This is a genomic window from Micromonospora acroterricola, from assembly GCF_003172955.1.
GTDB lineage: Bacteria > Actinomycetota > Actinomycetes > Mycobacteriales > Micromonosporaceae > Micromonospora > Micromonospora acroterricola.
In genome coordinates this window covers 1-24,345 of sequence record NZ_QGKR01000178.1, presented here as the reverse complement: position 1 = coordinate 24,345, position 24,345 = coordinate 1, and the positions used below count along the sequence as shown (strand labels likewise).

Below are 24,345 nucleotides of genomic sequence, written 5' to 3'. Positions count from 1 at the left end.
TCGGAGTCGGCCGACGCCCGGTCGTCGGCCGCCTCCGGCAGGGCTGTCCGGCCGACCTGTCGGATATCGGCGAGCGGGCGTCGGCAGCCCGACGTTCGACTGCCGATGGTCGGAGTCGATCCGTACTCTTCGTGCCCATGACTCCGGATCATGATCGGTCACGGAGCTCGGCCGGTCGTACCCGGCTGCCGGAGCTGCTCCGCGGGCACCGGCGTGCCGCCGGCCTGACCCAGGCCGAGCTGGCGTCGCGGTCCGGTGTGGGCGTGCGGACGGTGCGTGACCTGGAGCGCGGTCGGTCGATTCGGCCGCAGCGCACGACCGTCGAGCTGCTCGCCGAAGCGTTGGAGCTGACCGGTGCCGCCAGGGCGGGTTTCCTCGCCGCGGCACGCAGCCCGGCCGGCGGTGAGCCGGCCCGGTCGGACGTCACCCCCGCGGCGCTCCCGGTCACCGGCGCCGCCGCGTCGACAGCAGGGCCAGCCGGGTCGGACCCGCCCGTCGCCCTCCCACCGCCGGTCGCCCTGATCGGCCGGGACGGGGACGTCACCGAGCTGACCGGAATGCTGACCGCGGAGCAGGGCCCCCGACTCGTGAGCCTGGTCGGGCTGGCCGGGGTCGGCAAGACCGCGCTGGCGCTGTCTGTCGCGCACGCCTCCGCCGACGCCCACCCGGCCGGCGTGGCCGGGGTGCTGATCGGAGAGGGCGCGGACGGCCCGGACGTGCTGGCCGCCTCGATGGCCGTGCTCGGCGCCGCCCGGCTGCCGGAACTTTCCGCCCGGCTCGCCGGCCGCCCGGCGTTGCTGGTGATGGACGCCGTGGAGCGTGCCCCCGGGCCGGTGGCCGAGACACTGCACCGGTTGACCGGCGCGCTGCCCTCGCTGCGCGTGCTGGTCACCGGGCGGCACCCGGTCGGGCTGCCCGGCGAGCGGGTCTGGCCGGTCGCGCCGCTCGACGTGCCGCCGCCGGACGCCGAGCGGTCCGGGCCGGCGACGCTCGCGGCGTGGCCGGCGGTCGCGCTGTTCACCGCCCGGCTCGCCCAGGTCCGTCGCGAGCCGCCCACCACCGACGAGTTGCCGGCGCTGGCCGCGCTGGTCCGCCGGCTGGGTGGGCTGCCACTGGCCATCGAGCTGATGGCCGCCCGCGGCCGGCTCCTCGACCTCACCGAGCTGCTCGACCGGTACGGGGACCGGGTGCTCGATCTGACCACCCCGGCCGACCCGGCGGTCCACCCCGGCTGGGACGGACCGGACGCGGCCACCCGCCGCTCGCCCGGCAGTGCCGTCGAGCGGGGCACCGCGGCGGTGACCCTGCGGGACGCGGTGGCGGCAAGCTACCGGCTGCTCGCGCCGGACGAGCGGGACGCGCTGCGGCGACTGGCCATGTTCGGCAACCGTTGGTCGGTGGAGCTGGCCGAGGAGATGCTCGCCGACGAGGCAGACCGGGACGGCACGGTGGTGATCGACCCGCTTCCGCTGCTGGACCGGTTCGTCGAACTCGGCCTGCTGAGCGTGCTCGGCGCCGGGCCGTTCCGGTTCCGGCTGCTCGACGCGGTCCGCGACTTCGCCATCGAACAGGCGGCCGGCGAGGGCGAGCTGTCCGCCGTCCGGCGCCGCCACGCGGAGGTGATCGCGCGTCTGGTGGCGCGGACCGCCAACGACCTGGCCGGTCCCCGGCTGTCCGACGCGGTGCGTCGGCTGGACGAGGTGAGCAGTGACATCAGCTCGGCCCTGGCCCACGCGGCCACCGACGACCCACTGACCGCGCTCCGCCTGGCGGCCTGCCTGCCCCGCTGGTGGCGGTTCCGGGGGCGCGACGTCGCCGGCCGGCAGTGGCTGCGGCGGTTGCTGGCCGACCCACGGACCGCCGACGCTGATCTCGTCCTCCGTGGCTGGGCCACCCTCGGGGTGGCCCGTCTCGCCGCCGAGCACGGCGCCGGCGCCGAGGAACTGCCGACGGCGCGGGCCGCCCTGGAACTGTTCCGGCAGGCCGGTGACGTCACCGGTGAGCTGGAGACGCGGAGCGTGCTCGCCGCGCTGCTGATCACCGTCGGCGGCCACGACGAGGCCCGGGAGCAGGCCGAGGCGGTGCTCCGACTGGCGGCCCGCAACGGGCGGACCCGGGACCTGGCGGTTGCCCAGAACAGCCTCGCCTGGCACGACATCCGGGTCGGTGACCTCGCGGCCGCGCGTCGGAGGCTGGCCGCGGTGGACCGGCTCGCCGCCGAGGGCGGGGAGCAGCGGTTGCGGGTGCTGGCCTGGGCCAACCGGGCCGAGGTGGCCCGCCTGGAGGGCCGGTACGCCGACGCCGTGGACCAGGGCCGGCGGGCGGCGGCCGCGCTGTCGGAGCTGGGTGATCCGGGGCATCGGCGCCGGGTGCTCGGCACGGTCGGGTTGGCACTCGCCCAGGACGGTCGCGCTCCGGAGGCGGCCGAGGTGCTCACCGAGCTGCGGGCGGAGGGCGCCGAGGTGTCGGTGACGGCGCGACCGGGAGAGGAGAGTGCCGTGCCGGAGCGACCTGACCCGGAGGACGCGGTGCTGTCCCGGGGCGGGCCGGAGGCGGGGATCTGCGCGTTGATCGAGGGGAACCTGGCGCTGCACCGGGGCGACCGGGAGCTGGCGGCCGAGTGGTTCGCCGCCGCCGCCGATGCCGGCGAGGATCGGCGGGACGTGGTGGAGGCGCTGGTGGGGCTGGCCGCGAGCACCGCGGACCCGGCGGTCCTGGACCGGCTCGACCGGGTGTGCGAGGAGAGTGGCATCCGGCTGCTGCCGCAGGAGTCGGGGCTGCTCTACGCGCTGACCGCGGCCCGTGGCGGGCCGGCCGCCCGGTAGGGTGGGCGCGGAGTGGCGCGGACGAAAAGCCCCCTTGGTGCTACCCCTCGCTGTTCGCCCGCGCCGTCACCCCCCGGTGAATCCCCGGTGCACGAAGCCTGCCACCGTTGTGCGACCGGAAAGACCAAGCTGAGCGGTTCGTCCCTTTACCAAGGTCAGTTCTGCCGGTCTTTCTGCCGGTGGCGCCGCCACCCGCTGAGCCGGCCCATCCACCGCCTGCGACCGTCCGAACCGGGGCCGGTTTCGGCCGTCAGGATCGGGTGGCGCCGTCGGCGGCGGGAGTCTCGTGCTCTGCGTCGTCGGTGCTGCCGGCGGTCGCACAGGGATGAACGGCGTCCCGTACCCGGCGCAGGCCGTCGAGCAGCGCGGCCAGGGCATCGGGGTCGAGCTGGCCCGTGAACCACTGCTCGATGATCCGCAGGTGCCCGGGCAGCGTCTCGTTGAGCCGCTGCATGCCAGCCGCCGTCACCACGGCGAACGAACTGCGCCGGTCGGACGGGCAGGCGCGGCGGGTGAGCAGCCCGTCGCGTTCCATCCGGTCCACCACGCGCGTGACGCCGCTGGTGGAGAGGGAGGTCTGCGCGGCGAGGTCGGTCATCCGCAGTTGGTTGCCCGGCGAGCGGGCCAGGCGGGTCAGCACCTCGAACTCGACCACGGAGAGGCCCTGCTCGTCGAGTTGGGCTGCGAACCGGGCCGACAGCCCGGCATGCACCTCATAGAGCAGGCCGACGGCGGTGATCCGGGGATCGTCGAACACGTTGGTCACTCGTTCATCCTACCAGTACTTGACACGGGGAATATTGCTACGGCTATAGTTGCTCAGGCAGTCGTTGGGCTACTAAACATTCTTCCTGGAGGACAGCAGCATGACCAGCAGCATCGATGCGGTTACCCGCGACTGGGACGGCCTCACCATCCCGGCGGCCGGCACCTACGCGCTGGACGCCGCGCACAAGCGCGTCGGCTTCGTCGCCCGGCACATGATGGTGAGCAAGGTCCGCGGTGAGTTCAACGAGGCCGCCGCCACCATCACCATCGCCGAGGACCCGCTGCAGTCGTCGGTCGTCGCGACCATCCAGGCCGCCAGCATCGACACCACCCAGGACGACCGGGACGCCCACCTGCGCAGCCCCGAGTTCCTGGAGGTCGAGAAGTACCCGACGCTGGAGTTCCGCAGCACCGGGGTCAAGTCCCGCCGTGGCAACGAGTTCGTGCTCACCGGTGAGCTCACCATCAAGGACGTCACCCGTCCGGTCGAGCTGGAGGTGGAGTTCGAGGGTGTCGGCCGCAGCCCGTTCGGCCAGGACATCTTCGGCTTCTCCGCGAGCACCGAGATCGACCGCGAGGAGTTCGGCCTGACCTGGAACGTCGCGCTGGAGACCGGCGGCGTGCTGGTCGGCAAGAAGATCAAGATCGAGATCGAGGGCGAGGCCGTCCGCCAGGCCTGATCCCTTCGGATCGCCGGTACGCCGGGCCCGCGCCGCAGTTCGGCGCGGGCCCGGCGCCGTCCGCGTCGCCCACGGCCGGCGCCGTGTGAATTGTCACGAGTTGTTCGCACCGCCAACCGGTCCGACCCGGCACCGGCGGGGTACAGATGGCGCCACGAGCGCGTCTGCTCCGTCGGTCCCGGATCGCGGGTACCGGCCTCTGGCCCCGGCCAGGCGGGCGCTCTTAACGTGGATGGTTCACAATGCGCTTTCCGGGACGGCAGAATCCCGACCGCGCCGGCCGCCGGGAGGACACATGGGCAGGGACGTCGCGCAGGGCGCCTTCACCCGGGAGGACCGCGTCCGCTACCGGCAGAAGGTCCGGCGGTGCCTGGACGTCTTCGCCCTGATGCTGGACGACTTCGGCTTCGACGCCGACCGGCCGATGACCGGCCTCGAGATCGAGCTCAACCTGGTCGACTCGGCGGCCGAGCCGGCGATGCGCAACGAGGAGATCCTGGTCGACATCGCCGACCCGCTCTTCCAGACCGAGCTGGGGCAGTTCAACCTGGAGCTGAACGCCGAGCCCCGGTTGATCGGGGGCACCGGCTTCGCCGACTACGAGCACGACCTGCGGAGCAGCCTCTCCCGTGCCGACGAGCGGGCGGCCAAGTCCGACGCGAAGATCGTCCTGGTCGGCATCCTGCCCACCCTCACCGAGGGGCACCTGGTCGAGGACAATCTCTCCACCAACGAGCGCTACCGGGTGCTCAACGACCAGATCGTCGGTGCCCGGGGCGAGGACATCGAGCTCGACATCCGTGGTGTCGAGCAGTTGCGGACGCACACCGACTCGATCGCCCCCGAGGCCGCCTGCACCAGTCTCCAGTTCCACCTCCAGGTCGCGCCGGACAGCTTCGCCGACTACTGGAACGCGTCCCAGGCCATCGCCGGGGTGCAGGTGGCGATCGGGGCGAACTCGCCCTTCCTGTACGGCCGTCAGCTCTGGGCCGAGACGCGGATCGCCCTGTTCGAGCAGGCCACCGACACCCGCCCCGACGAACTCAAGGCCCAGGGCGTACGCCCCCGGGTGTGGTTCGGCGAGCGGTGGATCACCTCGATCTTCGACCTGTTCGAGGAGAACGTCCGGTACTTCCCGCCGCTGCTGCCGATCTGCGAGGACGAGGACCCGGTGGAGGTGCTGCACGCTGGCGGTGTGCCCCAGCTCGGGGAGCTGCGGCTGCACAACGGCACCGTCTACCGGTGGAACCGCCCGGTCTACGACATCATGAACGGCCGCCCGCACCTGCGGGTGGAGAACCGGGTGCTGCCGGCCGGTCCGACGGTGGTGGACATGCTGGCCAACGCGGCCTTCTACTTCGGGCTGGCCCGGGGCCTGGCCGAGGCGGACCGGCCGATCTGGAGCCAGCTCACCTTCAGCTCCGCCGAGGAGAACTTCCACGCGGCCGCCCGCCGCGGCCTGGACGCCGTGCTGCACTGGCCCCGGGTCGGCGACGTGCCCGTCACCACGCTGGTGCTGGAGCAGTTGCTGCCCACCGCCGCGGCGGGCCTGGACCGCTTCGGTGTCGCACCAGCGGAGCGGGACCGGCTGCTCGGCATCATCGAGCAGCGCTGCCGGACCGGCCGCAACGGCGCGGTGTGGCAGACCGAGGCGGTCTGGGCGGCGGAACGGCACCGGGGCATGGACCGGGCCGCCGCGCTGCACCACATGGTCCAGCGGTACGCGGAACTCCAGCGCGGCAACGAGCCGGTCCACACCTGGCCCGTCGACTGACCCCGGACCCCGTGCAGGATCAGTCGGTGGCGGGGCGGGGTGGACGGCGGCGCCGGCTGCCTGCCGCTGGCTCGCCACCGGCGGGTTCAGCCGGACCGGAGAGGTCCGGGTCGGTGCGCGGTGCCGGCACCCGGGGAACGGCGGCCGCGTCACGCGTCGGGGGTGCGGCGTCGGTGTCGCGCGTCCGGGATCGTGCCCGGCTCGTCGACGGGGCGGCGTCGGCCGTGCCGCGCCGCGCAGCGGTCCCGCCCGGGGAGTCGGCCGTCAACGCCTCGGCTCGTGGCTCGACGTCCGACGTCGCCCCGGAGCCGGCAGCCGGGGCCGCGCCGGGGTCGACGGCCGAGGTCACCCCGGCCCGGGGTGGCAGGGTCGCCGCCACACCGGGGACGGCCTCCCCTGGGTTGGCGGTCCGGTTCCGGGCGACCCGCTCGGCGAGGACGGCGGCCAGCACGGAGCCGCCGATGCCGGCGATCACCGCGTACGGCGCGATCAGTTGGGTGGACAGTTGCGCGGGGCCCAGCGCCGACCAGCGCGGCACGGTCGTGAGGTAGGCGAGCGCGACGAGCAGCGGGCCGGCCGCGCCGGAGGCCGCCGCGCCGACCAGATGCCCCGTCGACCGGGCGGCTCGCCGGGCGGCCAGCGCGCCGATCAGCAGCGCGGGAACGAGCGCCAGCAGCGCGCCGGGCCAGTAGAGCTGGTCACCGATCCAGTACCGCGCGTGGTCCGGGTCGAGCTGCCAGGTGCCGAGCTGGGCGCCGGTCAGTCCGCGCCCGACGCGTACCCCGTCGACGACCGAGACCACCGCGAGCAGCCACAGCCAGGCGGCCGTCGCGGTCACGTTCACCGCGGCGGCGCGGGAACGCAGCGCCCAGAGCGCGACGAGCACGCCGATCAGGATGCCCAGCGCCGCGTGGACGGCGGCCACCCGCTGCGGCGCGGCGGTGTCGGCGCCCGCCGCGACCCGCGCGGGTACGGCGACCAGCAGCACGGTGACCAGCCCGCCGATCGCGGCGCCGAGCGCCAGGGACACCCGCCGCAGCAGGCCCTCACGCTCGACCGGTGGGGTGATCCGCGCCGAGGGGCCGTCCGTCGCGCTCGCCGGGCCGCTGCCCTCGACCGCGGTACGCGATTCCGCCCCGGGCACTGGCACCTGCTGCGGCCCGTCCGCCGGGTCCGGCACGGCGGGAGGCGTCGCATCCGGGACGGTCGGCCTCGGCTCGGCCGATGACGGCGCGGCCCGCTGGTGCAGCCGCTGCGCGCAGACCGCGCCCAGCACCGTGGAGCTGGCGGCGAGCCACGCGGCCCACGCCAGCCCATCCGCCCAGGCCGTGTCGGTTGCCGCCGCATCGGTGGGCGTCCAGGTGATGACGCCGAGCCCGTAGCCGAAGCCCAGTTGTGCGGCGCCAGCGCCGGCCGCGACCCCGACCGCCGTCGCGATCGATACTCCCCAGCCCCGTCTGGCCATGCCGGGCAGCGTAACGTCCCGTCGTCGGCGCGGCGAGTGGCAACTACCCGCCGGAACGGGCCGCAGACGCAACGGGTTGGGCGACGACCGGTACGGTCGCCGGTGATGAGGCGGTGGGCGCAATGACGGACGCGAACACGGGTCGGCAGGATGCCGTCGCCGGCCGGGACGGCGGCGGTCCGGGCCGGGGCAGCATGCTGCTCGGCGGTGGGCTGGTCGCCGTGCTCCTCGCCGCGGTCGGTGCCACGGGCGGCTGGCTGCTGGCGGGCGGGGACGAGGCGCCCCCGACGGATCCGCTCGCGGTGGCGACCGCGACCGACACACCGACCGGCCGGGCCACCGCGCCCCGGCCGAGCAGCGGCCGGACCACGCCGTCGGCCCCCCGCACCTCCGCCACCGCGACCAAGGGCACCGGGCTGACCGTGCCACCGGTGGTCGGCAGCGACTTCGAGGAGGCCCGGGACGCGCTGCGCGAGCAGCGGCTGGGCTGGCGGTTGGTCTTCGGCACCGGCACCGGTCGTACGGTCGAGAGCACCTCGCCCGCCGTGGGCACCCCGGTGACCCGGGGCACCACGGTGCAGTTGCGGGTTGCCGGCCCGCCGCCCGCCGCCGAGGTGCCGGACGTGGTGGGCGACGACTGCGCCAGCGCTGCGGACGACCTGGTCGACGAGGGCCTCTACCCGCGCTACCGCAGCGGACGCAGTGGGAAGGTCAGCCGGCAGGAACCGGCCGAGGACGGCTCGGCCCGCTGGAACGACGAGGTCAGCATCTGGTGCGGGGCGGCGCCCCCAAGCCAGCCGACCACGAATCCCACCTCCTGATCTCCGGCCCGCGAACCGGTCGGCCGCTCCGGCCCGTACGGGTCTGGTAGGTCATCCCGCACGGCCGGGGTCCGCCGGTGTGCCGTCCCGAGCCGGGCGGTTCGCGCCGCGGATCCCCGCTGATCACCGTGTGGGCGGTTAGGTTGGCCGTCGAGGGCCATGGCGCCCGCCCGGGAAAGGACGTGCGATGAGCGACGACCGCCAGGAGCCGCCCACCGGGGACCACGACGACGACCGGACGCGCCCTCTGCCGCCCGCCGCCGACCGGCCCGAGCCGACCCCGCCGACCTCGCCTGGCACCCGGTCACCCGACGAGACCGCGCCGATCGACCGGGCCGCGTTGCCGGACGCGACCGCGCCGATCGACCGGCCCGCGTCGCCCGATGCGACCGCTCCCATCGACCGCGCCGAGTTGCCGGATGCCACCGCGCCCATCGACCGGGCCGCGTCGCCGGATGCGACCGCCTCCATCGACCGGGCCGCGTCGGCCGGCCCGGCTGGTTCGCCCGACCGGACCATGCCGATCGACCGCTCTGGGCTGACGCGGCCGGGCACGCCGGTCGACCGGACCGCGCGGATGCCTGCCGAGCGGACGACCCCGGCGCCGTGGTCCGGGCGGGCGGAGGTGCGAGCGCCCCAACCGGCCGAGCCCGCCGGCGAGTGGTACGCCGAGGAGCAGGGTGGCCGACGCTGGTGGCTGCCGATCCTCTGGGGTGTGCTCGCGCTCCTGCTCGCAGGCCTGCTCGGGGCCGCGCTCTGGGTGGTGCTCGCCGCGCAGGACGACGACCCCGATGACCCGGGACCCACACCGTCGCCTCCGCCGGCCAGTGCCACCAGCGCCGCACCGACCAGCGCGGCGCCCACCTCGGCGGCGCCGAGCAGTGAGTCGCCGAGCAGCCCGCCGGTCACCACCGCGCCGGCGGAGGTGCCGGTGCCGCCGCTCGCCGGCCTGCCGCAGGCCACCGCGGAAGGGCTGCTGGACCGGCTCGGCCTGAGCTACCGGGTGGTGTACCGCCCGTCCGAGCTGCCACCGGGCACGGTGGTGGGAACCGAGCCGGAGGCCGGCGCGACGGTGCCGACCGACGAGGAGGTGCTGCTGGTCATTTCCCAGGCCCGGCCCTCGACCGGGACGGGCACCGGCCCGGTCCGGCCCAGCCCGACGGTGACGGCCACGCGCTGACCGACGCTCACCACATCCGGCGGCGGGTGCCGACGAGGCCGAGACCGGCCAGCGAGATGGTGAGGCCGAAGATCCCGGACCAGAACAGCGAGCGGCGGACGTCCGTCGCGGTATGCCGGGCCGGAGCGGCCTCGGTGATCTCCTGCCGGCCGTCGGACTGGCCGCCGCCGGAACCGGAGTCGGCCGCCGGGCCGGCAGGGTCGATCGCGTCGAGGCGGTCGCGCGCGGGGTCCGTGGCGTGCCAGCCGGGTTCGTCCGTCGGTGGGTCGGGGTCGACCACGGTGATCTCCGGTGCCGGCACCGGAGTGACCAGCCGGGTGGACGACAGCGCCGGGTCGCGGACCAGGACCACGAGGGTGGTCACTGCCCCGAGCAGGGCGAGGAGTCCAAAGGCGTAGGCGATACGGGAGCGGTGGTGCCGCCGCGGGGCGGGCTGATTGACCATGACCATCCCAGGATCAGGGCCCTGGACGTGCGGGTGGAACGGTGCCGGGGTGGGCGTACCGATTCTATGGCGACGGCACGCCCACCGGCGGCGGATCGCGTCGGTCAGCCCACCCTGACCGGCGTACGGACGACCGGTCGCCGGCTCCGCACGGTGTGCGGGCGGGGCTCCGGCGCGGCGTGCACCTGTTGCAGCCCTTCCCGCTGGACGAAGATCGACCGACGGGTGACCGCGTCGCCCGCGGCGTTCAACTCGTAGCCGTCGAGCCAGAGCCAACCGTCGTAGGTCGGCCAGTCGAGCACCCGGATCACCCGGAACTTGATGGGCCTGAGGAACTGGACACTCGCCGCGCGAGTCACGTTCAGTACGTCACCGGAGCGGGGAAGCACATGGGCTCCTGGGGAGGTCGGCCGGCGGTGTGCCGGCGGTGACTGATCGGGGGAACGTCTCGGCCCGGTGACGGGGTCGCGCCTCGTGGACCGGTGGTGCGGGTGGTGGTGGTCGGGCCGTACCCCGCTGGTGGCGTGCCGCCACCCGACCATCACCCGGCTGCTTCCGGGAACCGCGCCCGCCGCCACAGTCGGCTGACGTGCAGCGGCGGGGTCATCACCCCGGGGCAGCTCTCGGTGTCGCGGGCCGGACCCGCGCCGCGGCCGGCTTCCCCGGGTCGGTGGGATCACCACACCGGGGGACCGGACGGAGACGCTGAGTGATCCGTGCCATACGGACAGAGTGCATCAGCGACGTGCTTCATGCAAGTTGCACGTCGACTTTTGCCGATACGTGAGTCGCCCCCGCAAAGCGGCGCTTGAAGCCATCCGCGTCCGGACGGCACACTGAGGACCGGTTACGCCCGTCGCGGCCGGCCGATGACCGGCACCATCCCCTCGCCGCGAACGTCCGCCGGTCGACGGTCGCGCCCCCGGCGGGCGGCAGCCAGTGGCGCGTCGACCGGAGGTAGCCCGAGTGGGGTCGAGCAGCCAGCGGTGGGACCAGTGACCGGGGGGCGCCATGAGTGAGCGGCGCAGTCCCACCATCCGGAGACGGCGGCTCGGTGCCGAGCTGCGCCGCCAGCGGGAGTCCGCCGGGATCACCATCGAAGTCGTGGCCGAGCAGTTGGAGTGCTCCGCGTCGAAGGTCTCCCGGATCGAGACCGGGCACACCACGGCCACCCCGCGCGACGTGCGGGACATGTTGCGGATCTACGGCGTGGTCGGTGCCGAGAGCGACGAACTCGTGCAGATCGCCCGGGAGGCCCGGCAGAAGGGCTGGTGGCACCCGTACAGCACCGTGCTCGTCGGGGCGTACGTCGGGCTGGAGGCCGCGGCGAGTTCGATCCGGGCGTACGAGCAGCAGGTGGTGCCCGGTCTGTTGGAGACCGAGGAGTACGCGGGGGCGATGATCCGCGCCGCCCGGCCGGACTTCACCGCCGATCAGGTTCATCAGCGGGTGCGTGTCCGTCTGGGCCGTCAGTCGTTGTTGACCCAGGACGATCCGGTCGATCTGTGGGTGGTGCTCGATGAGGCGGTGGTAAGCAGGCCGGTGGGTGGGGACGAGGTGATGCGTGGCCAGCTCAAGCGGCTGGTCGAGGTTGCCGAGCTGCCGAACGTGACGCTCCAGATCCTTCCTTTCGAGGTGGGTGCGCACGCCGGCATGGACGGCACCTTCACGATCCTCAGCTTTCCCGAGCCCGGTGATCCGGATGTCGTGTACGCGGAGAACGCCACGGGTGGGCTCTTCCTGGAGAAGAGTGACGAACTACAGAAGTACAGCTTCATCTTCGATCACATCCGCGCCGCGGCCATTCGTCCGGAGGAGTCCGTCGCACACATCGCAAAACTGGCAGAGGAGCCGTTGTGGAAATGGCGACCAAGGGGTTCCCCGTGGACCTGACGCAGGCAACGTGGTTCAAGAGCTCGAAGAGCGGGCCGAACTGTGACAACTGCGTGGAGGTGGCGTACGTGACCGGGGCGGTCGGAGTGCGGGACTCGAAGGACAAGGCCGGCCCGGCCCTGGTCTTCGCCCCGGGTGACTGGCACGCCTTCGTCGCCGGCACCAGAGGCGGTGCGTTCGGCTCGGCCTGACCGAGTGGTCACGTGAGGTCCCCGTCCGGTCTCGACCGGGCGGGGGCTTTCCCGTGTCCGGATCGCCACGCTCTTCGGCACCGCGCGGTGGCGGCCGGCGAGGTTCCGCCGGGATTCCCGTCGCTACAGCGGGCCCGTCTCGTTGAACCCGTCGGTACGGCGCTGGTCGACGACCCGCCGCACTATCCGCAACCGAGCGAGGTAGGCGAGACGGATGACGACGATCGGGTCTGACAACCTCACCAACGGTCCGGGTAAGCCGGAGCGGTTCGGTGGCAAGTACCGCGGGGCACGTCGGGACACCGTCCTCACCGAGGTGGTCTCGACCGACCAGGAGATGAGCGGACGGGACGCGTCGGCGGCCGAGGCGAGCGATACGCCGCTCTCCCTGCCCTCACTGGACCCGAACCCACTGGTCGAGCCGTCCTTCCCGCCCAGCGGCTGGCCGATGGAGCCCACCGGGGCGCTGGCTGACCACCCGTTGCTGCGCGGCCTGCTGATGGAGCTGCCGCCGAAGGGCAGCGTGCCGCCGCCGGGCTGGCTGGACCGCTGGTTCGAGGCGACCCGGGCGATCCTGGAGCTCCTATACGTGCAGGGGCCCGGGCGCTCGCGCTGACCGCTGTGCGTCCGGCCGGGCCCGCTCGGCGAGCCTGCTGTGCCGGAGCGCGTGCCGGACGCCGACGGCCAGGATCCCGAGCGCGCCGACGGTGATCGCTGGACCGGTGACGCCCGGTGCGGCGAGCAGGTCGGTGCCGCTCGCCGCGACCACCGCGGGCACCGTCAGCACACCCGTGACCTGGACCGGTAACCCGATCAGCGGGTGCGCCGCGGCGGCCCGAAGGCCGTGCGGCGCGGGCGTCTCCGGCGCTGCGGCGAACGCTCCCGCGCCGGCCCGGAGCCGGCGCACCCGGCGTACGGTGCAGACCGCCACCACGAGTGTGGGGAGCCCGGCGAGGTTGAGGGCGGTGGCGGCCCGATCGGCCGGGGTGTTGCCGGCGGTGAACAACCCGGCCGCAAGCACCGCCGCCGTGAGCGTCAGGCCCACGAGGGTCAGGATGAGCAGGTGTCCGGCGCGTCGGCGCAGCGCGCGGGCGCGGTCCAGCCGGGGCAGGCCGTCCGCGACCACGCCAGCGGCCAGCCACAGGACGGCGATCGGCAGCACGGCGGCGAGGGGGCTCTCCATGCTGGTCAGCCTCTCCGATCGCGGCCGTCCGCGACTCCGGGCGCAGCCCTCGTTCGTCCCGGAACGCCGTCCCGTAGGGGGCATCCTCTCCGCGTTATGAACGATGCGACATGTTTATCTTCATCACTGCACTGACCTACCCTCGGGAAAGATCGGCCGTCATGGATCTGAGCGGGACCCGCGTCGGGCGGCTGCCGGTCGGAGGGAGGTAAGAGATGCGTCTTGCCCACAGGTCCGTACTCGTCGGGGTGGCCGCACTGACCCTGTTGGCCGCCGCCACGCCCGCCCTGGCCGCCGAACCCACCGGAGCCATCCGGGCGGCGGGTGGGGACACGGCCGTCGCGGACAGCTACATCGTCGTCTTCAAGGACACCGCCGTCAGCCGGGGCACGGTCGGCGACAACGCGGACCGGCTGGTCGGCCGGCACGGCGGCACCGTGGCCCGCACCTACGGCGCTGCGCTGCGCGGCTTCGAGATCCGGGTTGGCGCGAAGGCCGCCGCACGGATCGCCGCCGACCCGGCGGTGGCGTACGTCGAGCAGAACCACACCGTCTCGATCGCCGGCACCCAGACCAACCCGCCATCCTGGGGCCTGGACCGGATCGACCAGCGGAACCTGCCCCTGAACAGCTCGTACACCTACCCGAACACGGCGTCGAACGTCCGCGCCTACATCATCGACACCGGCGTGCTGTACGGGCACAACGACTTCGGCGGGCGGGCCGTCTCCGGCTTCGACGCGGTGGACGGCGGCTCCGCCGACGACTGCAACGGCCACGGCACGCACGTGGCGGGCACGGTGGGTGGCTCGGCGTACGGGGTGGCCAAGGGCGTCCAGATCGTCGGCGTCCGAGTGCTCAACTGCCAGGGCAGCGGTACCAACGCCCAGGTGGTGGCCGGTATCGACTGGGTGACCGCGAACGCGGTCAAGCCGGCGGTGGCGAACATGAGCCTCGGTGGTGGCGCCAACAGTTCGATCGACACGGCCGTCACCAACTCGATCAACTCCGGTGTCACGTACGCGGTCGCCGCCGGCAACGGCAACACCCTCGGCGTCCGGCAGAACGCCTGCAACTACTCCCCGGCCCGGGTCGCCTCCGCGATCACCGTGGGTGCGACGCAGAACAACGACGCCGCGGCGAGCTTCTCCAACTTCGGCACCTGCGTCGACATCCTGGCGCCGGGCGTCAACATCACCTCGGCCTGGTACACCGGCAGCAGCGCGACGAACACCATCAGCGGCACCTCGATGGCGTCGCCGCACGTCGCCGGCGCGGCGGCGCTGACGCTCTCGGCGAACCCGTCCTGGAGCCCGCAGCAGGTCCGGGACAACCTGGTCAGCAACTCCACCCCGAACGTGGTGACCAACGTCGGCACCGGCACCCCGAACCAGCTGCTCTACGTCGTGAACGGCACCCCGCCGGCCAACGACTTCTCGGTATCGGTGTCGCCGACCTCCGGCTCCACCGCGCCCGGCGGCTCGGTGACGGCCACCGTCGGCACGGCCACCACCGCCGGCTCCGCCCAGTCGGTCAGCCTCTCCGCCAGCGGCCTGCCGGCCGGCGCGACCGCGTCGTTCAGCCCGTCGACGGTGACCTCGGGCGGCTCGTCCACCCTCACCATCGCCACCTCGGCGAGCACCCCCGCCGGCAGCTACCCGGTCACGATCACCGGCAGCGGCGCGGCCGGCACCCGCACGGCCACCTACACGTTGACCGTGACCGGTTCGGGTGGCGGCGGCTGCTCCGGCAGCAACGGCACCGACGTCGCGATCCCGGACACCGGCGTCACGGCGTCCAGCTCGATCACGATCGCCGGCTGCGGCCGCAACGCCTCGTCGGCCTCGACCATCGCGGTGAACATCGTGCACACCTACCGCGGTGACCTGGTGATCGACCTGGTCGCTCCGGACGGCTCGGCGTACCGGCTGAAGAACAGCAGCTACTTCGACAGCGCCGACAACGTGAACACGACCTACACCGCCAACGTCTCCAGTGAGGCGGCGAACGGCACCTGGCGGCTGCAGGTGCGGGACGTCTACTCCGGAGACACCGGCTACGTCAACACCTGGACCCTGACCGTCTGACCTGGTTCCCACGGCCGAGGCCCCACCCGGAACGCCGGGTGGGGCCTCGTGCCGTACGGAGGAGGGTCAGACCGCGAAGGTGGCCGGGCGCTCGGTGGCCGGCGCCGGCGGGCGGGCCTTCCACAGGCCGGTCTTCTGCCCGGCGAGCCGGGTCAGGTAGGCCGGGTTGAGGATCACGTAGCGGCGCCAGAGCCGCTTCGGCTCCAGACCGAGCCGCCAGAACCACTCGAGGCCGGCGCGCTGCATCCACGAAGGGGGCTGGCGCAGCAGCCCGGCGTGGTAGTCGAAGGCCGCGCCGACCGCCATCAGCGGCATGTCGAGCAGCGGCCGCATGGCGTACGTGAAGACCTCCTGGCGCGGGCAGCCGAGCCCCACCAGGACGAGCCGGGCGCCACTGGACCGGATGCGGTCCGCGATCTCGGCGTCCTCGCCCGGCTGGACCGCGCGGAACTTCGACGGCTCCACCCCGGCGATCTTCAGCGCGGGGAACATCCGCTCCAGCGCCGGGATCAGCTTGGCCAGCGTCTCCTCGGTGGAGCCGTACAGGTAGACCGGCAGCCCCTCGTCGGCGAAGCGGGAGAGCACGTGCAGGGTCAGCGTCGGCCCGTAGACCCGGTCGGAGAGCCCGGCGTGGTGCAGCAGGTTGAGCGCCCAGCGCACCGGCTGCCCGTCCGGGGTGACCACGTCGAAGGAGTTGAGCCGGGCGTTGTGCGCCGGGTCCAGCACACCGGTCATCACGCCGTGCACGGCCAGCGCGGTCAGCGCGAGCGGGCGCCGCTCGTGCGCCGCGGTCACCACGGCGTCGGTCGCCGCGGCGTAGTCGGTGGCGTCGACCAGGACGCCGAGCACGTTGCGCTTGGTCTGTGCGGTCATGCCTGGGGCACCCACTTGTCCACGTTGGCCTCGTAGATCTCCCGCAGGATCATCGGGACGTCATAGGTAATCTTCCACTCCGGGTACTGCTCCTCGAACCGGGCCATGCTGCTGACGTACCACTGGTGGTCGCCGGTCCGGTTCTGCTCGACGTAGTTGATCTGCGCCTCGCGGCCGGTGATCTCCTCGGCGATGCGGAACGCCTCGATGTGCGAGGTGTTGGAGTGCCGGCCACCGCCGAGGTTGTAGACCTCCGCCGAGCGCGGTGCCCGGAAGAACGCCTCGAACGCGGTCAGCACGTCGTGGGAGTGGATCGCGTCGCGGACCATCTTGCCCTTGTAGCCGAACAGGTTGTACGTCCTGCCCTCCATGACGCAGCGCATGAGGTAGGCCAGGAACCCGTGCAGCTCGGCCGCCGAGTGCGCCGGGCCGGTCAGCGTGCCACCCCGGAAGCAGGCGGTCTTCATGTCGAAGTAGCGCCCGTACTCCTGGACCATCACGTCGGCGGCGACCTTCGAGGCGCCGAAGACCGAGTGCAGGGAGTTGTCGATCGACATCTCCTCGGTGATGCCCTGGTACCAGCGGTGGTCCTCGGGCAGCTCGTACCGGGTCTCCAGCTCGATCAGCGGCAGGCTGTTGGGCCGGTCGCCGTAGACCTTGTTGGTCGAGCAGTGGATGAACGGCGCGTCGATCGCGTGCCGCCGGGTGTTCTCCAGGATGTTGAGCGTGCCGCCGGCGTTCACGTCGAAGTCCGTGTACGGCTCCTTGGCCGCCCAGTCGTGACTCGGCTGCGCGGCGCTGTGGATCACCACGGCGATGTCCGAGCCGTACTTCTTGAACACCTGCTCCAGGCCGTCCCGGTCCCGGATGTCCACCGCGGCGTGGGTGTACGCGTTACCCAGGTCACGGCTGAGTCGCTCGAGGCTCCACGAGGTGGAGCCGTCCTCGCCGAAGAAGTACCGGCGCATGTCGTTGTCGATGCCGACGACGTCCAGACCGAGGCCGGCGAAGTGCCGGACCGCCTCGGAGCCGATCAGACCACCCGACCCGGTCACCAACGCGACACTCACACGCCACTCCTGGTCCATCGGAGGCAGAGAACCATCGGAGCATAGCGTGACGTCCGGCACGCCCCGATATGACGGAAGGGCCCCGCATCTGCGGAGCCCTCGTCGGTGGGTGGGGATGGGGGGAGTTGAACCCCCACGCCCTTTCGGGCACACGGACCTGAACCGTGCGCGTCTGCCATTCCGCCACATCCCCGTGGCACGACCCGGAACACTTTAGCCGCCCCGGTGCCGCTGTCTCCAGCGGGCCCCGGAGATACTACGCTGTCCCCGGCGCTCGCCACGAGCGGTTACCGTTCGTGGCGGACGAAAGAGTAGCACGGTAGTCCCGGCCCATCCGAACAGGCCGGTAGCAGGCGGCCGAGCGGCGTGTGAGCTGCGCGCGCGCCGGCCGGATACCATCATGTCCTCGGGACCCGAGGAGGAGCCGGTGAGCGTGCTGCAACGCTTCGAGAAGCGTCTGGAAGGCCTGGTCGAGGGGGCCTTCGCCAAGGTCTTCAAAGGGGTGGTCCACCCCGTGGAGATCCTCAACGCCATGCAGCGGGAGGCCGAGGCGCACAAGGCGATCCTGGCCGGTGGGCGCACGTTGGTGCCCAACCGCTACGTGATCGATCTCTCGCCGTTCGACCACAGTCGGCTGGCGCCGTACGCCGCCGCGCTGGCCCAGGAGCTGGCCCAGTCGCAGGCGGAGTTCATCGGCGAGCAGGCCTGGACGGTCTATGGCGACGTGATCGTCGAGATCGAACGGGGGGAGGGCCTGGACACGGGGATGTTCCGGGTCACCGCCGAGGTCTACACCGGCGGCGAGGTCGCCCCGGTGTCGGCGCCCGGCTACGACGCCGGCCCGCCCGCCTACCCCGCGTACGACCAGGGTGGCGGCTACGGCCCGCCGCCCGGGCACGGCGGCGGCCGCAACGTGCGGCTGGTCTCGGGCGACGGGCGCACCTATCCGCTCCAGATGGGGTCGACGGTGATCGGTCGCGGCGACCAGGCCAACCTGCGCCTGCCCGACGTCGGCATCTCCCGGCGACACGCCCGGCTGGACTTCGACGGCGGACAGGTCGTGCTGACCGATCTGGGGTCGACCAACGGCACCATGGTCAACGGCCAGCGGGTCTCCGCCGTCGCCCTCAACCCGGGTGACATGGTCCAGCTCGGCACCACGACGCTGACCTTCCGCGTGGACGGCTGACCCGCCTTGCCGGAACTGGTCATCACCGTCGCCCGGTTCGGGTTCCTGATCCTGCTGTGGATCTTCGTGTTCACGGTGGTCGGCGTGATCCGCCGGGACCTCTTCGCGGGTGCCCGGTCCGGTCGTCTGGTGGCGGCGCCGCGCGCGGTGGGCGCCTCGACGGGGCAGGCGGCCAAGCCAGCGAAGGTGAAACGGGGCAGGGCGGCACACCAGCTGGTGGTGACCGCCGGTCAGCTGGCCGGCACCCGGATCACTCTCGGTGAAGCGCAGATCACCATCGGTCGGGCCGAGGACTCCACCCTGGTCATCACCGACGACTACGCCTCCGCGCGGCACGCCCGGCTCGTGCCGCGCGACGGGCAGTGGTTCGTCGAGGACCTCGGCTCGACTAACGGCACGTACCTCGATCGCGCTAAGGTCACCGGACCAACCCCCGTCCCCCTCGGCGTGCCGATCCGGATCGGCCGCACTTCCCTCGAATTACGGCCATGACTCTGACCCTGCGCTATGCGGCCCACAGCGACCGCGGTCTGATCCGAGACGGCAATCAAGACTCCGTCTACGCCGGGCCGCGGCTACTCGCCGTTGCCGACGGCATGGGCGGCATGGCCGCCGGTGACGTCGCCAGCAACATCGTCATCGGTGCCATGGCGCCGCTCGACGAGGACGTCCCGGGGGACGCTCTCGTCGACGCGTTGCGTTCAGCCGTGGGCACCGCCAACCAACAACTCCGCGACACGGTGGACGCCAACCCGCAGCTGGAGGGGATGGGCACCACGCTGACCGCGACCCTCTTCTCCGGCAGCAAGCTCGGGATGGTCCACATCGGCGACTCGCGGGCCTATCTGCTGCGCAACGGCGAGTTCGCGCAGATCACCAAGGACGACACGTACGTCCAGATGCTCGTCGACGAGGGCCGGATCAGCGCCGAGGAGGCGAGCAGCCACCCACAGCGGTCGCTGTTGACCCGTGCCCTGGACGGCCGGGACATCGACCCGGAGTACTCGGTGCGCCAGGTGCTCCCCGGTGACCGGTACCTGATCTGCAGCGACGGCCTCTCGGGCGTGGTCAGCGCCGAGACCATCGGCGAGACCCTGCGGGAGTACACCGACCCGCAGCAGTGCGTCGAGCGGCTGGTGCAGCTCGCGCTGCGCGGCGGCGGCCCGGACAACATCACGGTGATCATCGCCGACGCCACCGACCAGGACATCGTCGAGGCGACCCCGATCGTGGGCGGCGCCGCCGCACGGGACCGGGGCATGGCCACCTCCGCCGACGACTCCACCCCGGCCGCCCGGGCCTCGGCGCTCTCCGCGCCGCGCCCCGCCGCGCCCGAGGAGCCGGCGGCGTCGGACGACGAACAGGATCGGCCGAAGCGCCGGCCCGTGCGGGCGACCGCCATGGCGCTGGCCCTGCTGGTGATCCTCGGCGGCGCGGCCTTCGCCGGCTGGACGTACACCCAGCGGCAGTACTACGTGGGCGCCACCGAGGAGGGCCAGGTGGCCGTCTTCCGTGGCATCCAGGGTCAGATCGCCGGGATGGACCTCTCCACGGTGCACCGCACCAGCGGCACCCGGCTGGACGACCTCACCGTGGCAGCGCAGGACACCGTCAAGGTCGGCATCCGGGCCAAGAGCGAGCCGGACGCCGAGCGCCAGCTCGCCGAGCTGACCAGCGACACCCCGAGCAACCCCAACCTGAAGCCGATCTGCCCGGCCGACCCGAGCACGGAGGGCAACGCGTCGACCCCGACGCCGACCCCGGTCGGGACGACCCCCGCGCCGAACGGCAGCCCCAGCGCGCCGGCGACCCCCAACGGGACCGTCGGCGCGAGCCCGACCACCGGTGCGACCGCCGCTGTCGGCGTGACCGGCCCCACGACCACACCCGACGCGACGCCCTCCGACTCGACCACGCCAGGGCTGGACCCGGCCGGTTGCCGGTCTCCCGAGTGAGCGTCAGCTGAGATCCCGAGGACTCCACCCGTGACCGTAGCGGCCACACCGGCACCCTCGCCCGTCACCACGGGCGGGGAGTCCGGCGTACGCCTGGCCCGGTCCCGGCGCAACGCCGAGCTGTCCCTGCTGCTGCTCGCCATGGTGCTGGTGGCCGCGTACGGGGCGACCGTCGAGGCGAACCTGCTGGACACGGTCACCCCGGACTTCTGGATGCCCGCCGCCGCGCTCGGCGCGGTCTTCCTCGGCCTGCACCTGGTCATCCGGTTTCTCGCCCCGTTCGCCGACCCGGCCCTGCTGCCGGCGGTGGCCCTGCTCAACGGCCTCGGGGTGGGCTTCCTACGCCGCATCGACCTGGGCGAGGCCGCCCCGGTCGACCGGGAGAGCCTGGCCATCTTCGCCGGCATCGGCGGGCGCCAACTGGCCTGGACGCTCGCCTCGGTGATCCTCGCCGCCGGTCTGCTCGCCATCATGCGCGACCACCGTTCGGTCTCCCGCTACGCGTACACCCTGGGGCTGGCCGGCATCGTGCTGGTGATGCTCCCGGCGGTGCTGCCGCGCAGCATCTCCGAGATCAACGGGGCCAAGCTGTGGATCCGGGTCGGCTCGTTCTCCATCCAGCCCGGTGAGTTCGCCAAGCTCGCGCTGCTGGTCTTCTTCGCCTACTACCTGGTGCGCAAGCGCGAGGTGCTGTCGCTGGCGAGCCGGCGTTTCCTCGGCATCGACTTCCCGCGTGGGCGAGACCTCGGCCCGGTGGTCGTGGTCTGGCTGATCAGCCTCCTGGTGCTGGTCTTCGAGAAGGACCTGGGCACCTCGCTGCTCTACTTCGGCATGTTCGTGGTGACGCTGTACATCGCCACCGAACGCGTCAGTTGGCTGCTCATCGGTCTGATTCTCTTCTTCGGCGGCGCCTACCTCGCCTACGTCCTCGGCGAGATGGTGGGCGGCCCCTTCGCCAACTTCTACCTGCGCGCCGAGATCTGGCTGGACCCGTTCGCCGACCCGACCGACAAGGGCTACCAGCTCGTCCAGGGGCTGCTCGCCCTGGGCACGGGCGGGCTCTTCGGCGCCGGGCCGGGCGGCGGTCAGCCGGAGATCCTGCCCGAGGTGCAGAACGACTTCATCTTCGCCGGCATCGGCGAGGAGATCGGCCTCTTCGGGCTCTCCGCGCTGCTGGTCGTCTACCTGCTGATCGTGGAGCGGGGGCTGCGTGCCGCCCTCGCCGTGCGGGACTCGTTCGGCAAGCTGCTCGCCGGTGGTCTCGCGTTCACCCTCGGTCTCCAGGTCTTCGTGATCGTCGGCGGCATCAGCAAGCTCATCCCGCTGACCGGTCAGACCACCCCGTTCCTGTCCGCCGGCGGTTCGTCACTGATGGCGAACTGGCTGCTCATCGCGGTGCTGCTGCGGGTCTCCGACGGAGCCCGTCGACCGGTGAGCGGCAGCGCCGGCAAGGCGGCCCGGCCCACCGGCGGCCCGCCCGAGCAGCTGCACGGTGCTCCCACGGAGGTGATCAAGCCGTGAACGCACCCCTGCGCCGCGTCGGCGTCGTCGTCATCGTCCTGTTCGGTCTGCTCTTCGCGAACCTCAACTGGATTCAGGCCTACAAGGCGGATGAATACCGCACCAGCGACTACAACGGTCGGGTCCAGGTCGCCGAGTACGACCGCAAGCGCGGCAACATCGAGGCCGGCGGCACGGCGGTGGCCACCAGCCGGGAGACCACCGGCAAGCTGAAGTTCCAGCGCACCTACCCGGGCGGCGCGAAGTACGCGCAGGTGCTCGGCTACAAGCCGGTCAACCTGGCGGACACCGGCATCGAGCGGGTGGAGAACGACTTCCTCGCCGGCACCAGTGACCAGCTGATCGGCGACCGGTTCAAGGACATGTTCACCGGCGACCAGACCGGCGGCGGCAACGTGCTGCTCACGCTCTCCAAGCGGGCCCAGGACGTCGCCTACGACCAGCTGCGCAACAACCAGCAGGGGGTGAAGAAGGGCGCGGCCATCGCCATCGACCCGCGGACCGGGGCCGTGCAGGCGCTCGTCTCGATGCCCAGCTTCGACCCGAACCCGCTGGCCAGCCACGACACCGCCGAGGCCGCGGCCGCGTACAACAAGCTCGAGCAGGACCCGGACGGCCCGCTGAAGAACCGCGCGCTGTCCGAGACGCTGCCGCCGGGCTCCACCTTCAAGATCGTGGTGGCCGCTGCGGCCCTGGAGAACGGCGTCACCAAGAGCACCCCGATCCCGGCCGGCTCCAGCTGGACCCCGCCCACCTCCGGCGAACCGATCCGCAACGCCGCACCGTCGATCTGCCCCGAGCCTCAGGTCACCCTGCTGGAAGCGGTCACCGAGTCGTGCAACACCGGCTTCGCGCAGCTCGGTGTGCGGCTCGGCGCCGACACCCTCAAGGAGAAGGCCCGGCAGTTCGGCTTCGAGCAGGACGACCTCACCGTCGGCCAGCTCGGTGAGGACGGCCTGCGCACGGCGGCCAGCCGGACCGGGGATATGCAGAACCCGGATGGCAGCACCGACCCGGCCGCGCTGGCCCAGTCCTCGATCGGCCAGAACAACGTCCGGATGACCCCCCTTGAGGGCGCCATGATCGCCGGTGCGGTCGCCAACGGCGGCAGCCAGATGCGGCCGTACCTGGTCCGGCAGCTGCTCGCGCCGGACCGGACCACCAGCTACTACACGGCCAAGCCGCGGGAGTTGCGCCAGCCGGTCACCGGGCAGGTAGCCGGGGACCTGCGCGAGATGATGGTCAGCGTGGTGCAGAAGGGCACCGGCCAGAAGGCCGCGATCAGCGGCTACACGGTCGGCGGCAAGACCGGCACCGCGCAGTCCGCCCCGGACCGGCCCGACCACGGCTGGTTCATCGGGTTCGCCCTGGACAAGAACGGCAACCCGGTCTCCGCGGTCTGCGTCGTGCTGGAGCAGGCCGGCAGCGGCGGCAGCGCCGAGGCGGCGCGGATCGGCGGTCAGATCATGCGGGCCGCCATCGCCGATCCCGGGGGCCGCTGACATGCTCAGCCCCGGCGTCCAGCTCGGCAACCGCTACCGTCTCGACGAGCGGATCGCCAGCGGCGGCATGGGCGATGTCTGGCGCGGCACCGACCAGGTGCTCGGCCGGACGGTCGCGGTCAAGAGCCTGCTCCCCGCGCTCCTCGACGACCCGGACTTCGCCGAGCGGTTCCGCGGCGAGGCCCGCACCATGGCCACCATCAACCATCCCGGCGTGGTGGACGTCTACGACTTCGGCAACGACCAGCAGATCGCGTTCCTGGTCATGGAGTACGTCGAGGGCGACGCCCTGTCGTCCACGCTGAGCCGGGTCGGCCGGCTCACCCCGGCCCGGACGATGGCCCTGGTGGCGCAGGCCGCGGACGCCCTGCACGCCGCGCACGAGAAGGGCATCGTGCACCGCGACGTGAAGCCGGGCAACCTGCTGGTCCGGCCGAACGGCACGCTGGTGCTGACCGACTTCGGCATCGCCCGCTCCGACCTGGTCGGCCAGCTCACCGCCGCCGGCTCGGTGCTCGGCACCGCCTCGTACATCTCGCCCGAGCAGGCCACCGGTGGCGTGGCCACACCGGCGTCCGACGTGTACGCGCTCGGCGTGGTCGCGTACCAGTGCCTCGCCGGCCGGCGCCCCTTCGAGGGTGACAACCCGCTCGACATCGCCATGCGACACGTCCGGGAGACCCCCCGCCCCCTGCCCGCGGACATCCCACCGCAGGTTCGTGCGGTGGTGGAACGGGCGTTGGCCAAGGACCCAGCGGCCCGTTGGCCCAGCGCCGCCGCCCTCGCCGGGGTCGCCCGCCAGCTCAAGGCCGCGCTCTCCCAGCAGGCCAGGGCCAGTGGCCACACCGGGCCGGTCTCCGCGGCGCCCGCGTCGCCCGCCGCGGAGACCGGCCCGGTGTGGCCACTGGCCCTGGCCTTCTGGG

The 24,345-nt window shown here is 72.7% G+C and carries 21 protein-coding genes, 1 tRNA gene and 2 pseudogenes; 16 read left to right on the top strand and 8 right to left on the bottom strand.

Features of this window, described 5'->3' with window-relative positions; translation table 11 throughout:
* Positions 1–137: 137 nt before the first annotated feature.
* Together DKT68_RS11950 and DKT68_RS32645 are read left to right on the top strand one after the other, a co-directional pair.
* Positions 138–2,451, top strand: a pseudogene (locus DKT68_RS11950) (ATP-binding protein); the annotation flags it as partial.
* A 104-nt stretch (positions 2,452–2,555) separates the two neighbouring features.
* A pseudogene (locus DKT68_RS32645) lies at positions 2,556–2,825 on the top strand (hypothetical protein); the annotation flags it as partial.
* Between the two features lie 250 nt (positions 2,826–3,075).
* Here the strand turns inward: DKT68_RS32645 and DKT68_RS11945 are convergent.
* Positions 3,076–3,591: a MarR family winged helix-turn-helix transcriptional regulator gene (locus tag DKT68_RS11945; RefSeq protein WP_109817483.1), complete on the bottom strand. Its 516-nt coding sequence runs from the start codon at positions 3,589–3,591 to the stop codon at positions 3,076–3,078.
* A 100-nt stretch (positions 3,592–3,691) separates the two neighbouring features.
* Between DKT68_RS11945 and DKT68_RS11940 the strand changes: the two genes are divergently transcribed.
* Together DKT68_RS11940 and DKT68_RS11935 are read left to right on the top strand one after the other, a co-directional pair.
* Positions 3,692–4,273, top strand: coding sequence for a YceI family protein (locus DKT68_RS11940; RefSeq protein WP_109817482.1), 582 nt, complete (start codon positions 3,692–3,694; stop codon positions 4,271–4,273).
* Positions 4,274–4,568: 295 nt separating this feature from the next.
* On the top strand, positions 4,569–6,047 hold the full coding sequence (locus DKT68_RS11935) for a glutamate--cysteine ligase family protein (RefSeq protein ID WP_109817481.1): 1,479 nt from the start codon (positions 4,569–4,571) through the stop codon (positions 6,045–6,047).
* 19 nt (positions 6,048–6,066) lie between these two features.
* On the opposite strand, the gene DKT68_RS11930 is transcribed toward DKT68_RS11935, so the two are convergent.
* Complete coding sequence (locus DKT68_RS11930; protein ID WP_201749002.1) at positions 6,067–7,512, bottom strand: hypothetical protein; 1,446 nt, start codon at positions 7,510–7,512, stop codon at positions 6,067–6,069.
* 122 nt (positions 7,513–7,634) lie between these two features.
* Between DKT68_RS11930 and DKT68_RS11925 the strand changes: the two genes are divergently transcribed.
* Together DKT68_RS11925 and DKT68_RS11920 are read left to right on the top strand one after the other, a co-directional pair.
* Entirely contained in the window at positions 7,635–8,333 is a 699-nt protein-coding gene (locus DKT68_RS11925) for a PASTA domain-containing protein (RefSeq protein WP_109817480.1), read from the top strand.
* A gap of 187 nt (positions 8,334–8,520) precedes the next feature.
* Positions 8,521–9,513, top strand: coding sequence for a PASTA domain-containing protein (locus DKT68_RS11920; protein ID WP_109817479.1), 993 nt, complete (start codon positions 8,521–8,523; stop codon positions 9,511–9,513).
* Positions 9,514–9,520: 7 nt separating this feature from the next.
* Here the strand turns inward: DKT68_RS11920 and DKT68_RS11915 are convergent, their stop codons facing one another.
* Together DKT68_RS11915 and DKT68_RS11910 are read right to left on the bottom strand one after the other, a co-directional pair.
* Positions 9,521–9,964 (bottom strand): hypothetical protein, encoded by a 444-nt coding sequence (locus DKT68_RS11915; protein WP_201749001.1) that lies wholly within the window; start codon positions 9,962–9,964, stop codon positions 9,521–9,523.
* 98 nt (positions 9,965–10,062) lie between these two features.
* Positions 10,063–10,347 carry a hypothetical protein gene (locus tag DKT68_RS11910; RefSeq protein WP_109817478.1) on the bottom strand — a complete coding sequence of 95 codons (285 nt, stop codon included), beginning with the start codon at positions 10,345–10,347 and terminating at the stop codon, positions 10,063–10,065.
* A gap of 622 nt (positions 10,348–10,969) precedes the next feature.
* Here DKT68_RS11910 and DKT68_RS11905 point away from each other — a divergent pair.
* From DKT68_RS11905 to DKT68_RS11895, 3 genes are all read left to right on the top strand, one after another.
* Positions 10,970–11,851, top strand: coding sequence for a helix-turn-helix domain-containing protein (locus tag DKT68_RS11905; protein ID WP_030487606.1), 882 nt, complete (start codon positions 10,970–10,972; stop codon positions 11,849–11,851).
* Positions 11,821–12,042 carry a DUF397 domain-containing protein gene (locus DKT68_RS11900; protein ID WP_074315665.1) on the top strand — a complete coding sequence of 74 codons (222 nt, stop codon included), beginning with the start codon at positions 11,821–11,823 and terminating at the stop codon, positions 12,040–12,042. The genes DKT68_RS11905 and DKT68_RS11900 overlap by 31 nt, the downstream gene beginning before the upstream one ends.
* A 214-nt stretch (positions 12,043–12,256) precedes the next feature.
* The gene (locus DKT68_RS11895; RefSeq protein WP_109817477.1) at positions 12,257–12,658 is read left to right on the top strand and encodes a hypothetical protein; all 402 of its coding nucleotides are present in this window, start codon (positions 12,257–12,259) and stop codon (positions 12,656–12,658) included.
* Here the strand turns inward: DKT68_RS11895 and DKT68_RS11890 are convergent.
* The gene (locus DKT68_RS11890) at positions 12,626–13,225 is read right to left on the bottom strand and encodes a hypothetical protein (protein WP_109817476.1); all 600 of its coding nucleotides are present in this window, start codon (positions 13,223–13,225) and stop codon (positions 12,626–12,628) included. The genes DKT68_RS11895 and DKT68_RS11890 overlap by 33 nt on opposite strands.
* Before the next feature lie 215 nt (positions 13,226–13,440).
* On the opposite strand from DKT68_RS11890, the gene DKT68_RS11885 reads away from it, so the two are divergent.
* Positions 13,441–15,312 carry a S8 family peptidase gene (locus tag DKT68_RS11885; RefSeq protein WP_109817475.1) on the top strand — a complete coding sequence of 624 codons (1,872 nt, stop codon included), beginning with the start codon at positions 13,441–13,443 and terminating at the stop codon, positions 15,310–15,312.
* Positions 15,313–15,378: 66 nt separating this feature from the next.
* Here the strand turns inward: DKT68_RS11885 and DKT68_RS11880 are convergent, their stop codons facing one another.
* The 3 genes from DKT68_RS11880 to DKT68_RS11870 all read right to left on the bottom strand — a co-directional run bounded on the left by DKT68_RS11880 (position 15,379) and on the right by DKT68_RS11870 (position 17,448).
* Entirely contained in the window at positions 15,379–16,185 is an 807-nt protein-coding gene (locus tag DKT68_RS11880; protein WP_109817474.1) for a WecB/TagA/CpsF family glycosyltransferase, read from the bottom strand.
* Positions 16,182–17,273, bottom strand: a complete 1,092-nt coding sequence (locus DKT68_RS11875; protein WP_201749000.1) for an NAD-dependent epimerase/dehydratase family protein — start codon at positions 17,271–17,273, stop codon at positions 16,182–16,184. Before DKT68_RS11875 ends, DKT68_RS11880 begins: the two co-directional genes overlap by 4 nt.
* Positions 17,274–17,365: 92 nt before the next feature.
* Positions 17,366–17,448 (bottom strand) — tRNA-Leu (locus tag DKT68_RS11870).
* 207 nt (positions 17,449–17,655) lie between these two features.
* Here DKT68_RS11870 and DKT68_RS11865 point away from each other — a divergent pair.
* The 6 genes from DKT68_RS11865 to DKT68_RS11840 all read left to right on the top strand — a co-directional run.
* The gene (locus DKT68_RS11865; RefSeq protein ID WP_007454122.1) at positions 17,656–18,444 is read left to right on the top strand and encodes an FhaA domain-containing protein; all 789 of its coding nucleotides are present in this window, start codon (positions 17,656–17,658) and stop codon (positions 18,442–18,444) included.
* A gap of 6 nt (positions 18,445–18,450) precedes the next feature.
* Positions 18,451–18,936 (top strand): FHA domain-containing protein FhaB/FipA, encoded by a 486-nt coding sequence (locus tag DKT68_RS11860; RefSeq protein WP_074315675.1) that lies wholly within the window; start codon positions 18,451–18,453, stop codon positions 18,934–18,936.
* Complete coding sequence (locus DKT68_RS11855; RefSeq protein WP_109817473.1) at positions 18,933–20,399, top strand: PP2C family protein-serine/threonine phosphatase; 1,467 nt, start codon at positions 18,933–18,935, stop codon at positions 20,397–20,399. The genes DKT68_RS11860 and DKT68_RS11855 overlap by 4 nt, the downstream gene beginning before the upstream one ends.
* Positions 20,400–20,429: 30 nt before the next feature.
* Positions 20,430–21,920: an FtsW/RodA/SpoVE family cell cycle protein gene (locus DKT68_RS11850; protein WP_109817472.1), complete on the top strand. Its 1,491-nt coding sequence runs from the start codon at positions 20,430–20,432 to the stop codon at positions 21,918–21,920.
* Positions 21,917–23,422, top strand: a complete 1,506-nt coding sequence (locus DKT68_RS11845) for a peptidoglycan D,D-transpeptidase FtsI family protein (RefSeq protein WP_109817471.1) — start codon at positions 21,917–21,919, stop codon at positions 23,420–23,422. Before DKT68_RS11850 ends, DKT68_RS11845 begins: the two co-directional genes overlap by 4 nt.
* A 1-nt stretch (position 23,423) precedes the next feature.
* A partial coding sequence (locus tag DKT68_RS11840; protein ID WP_146218341.1) for a serine/threonine-protein kinase occupies positions 23,424–24,345 on the top strand: 922 nt, incomplete at its 3' end.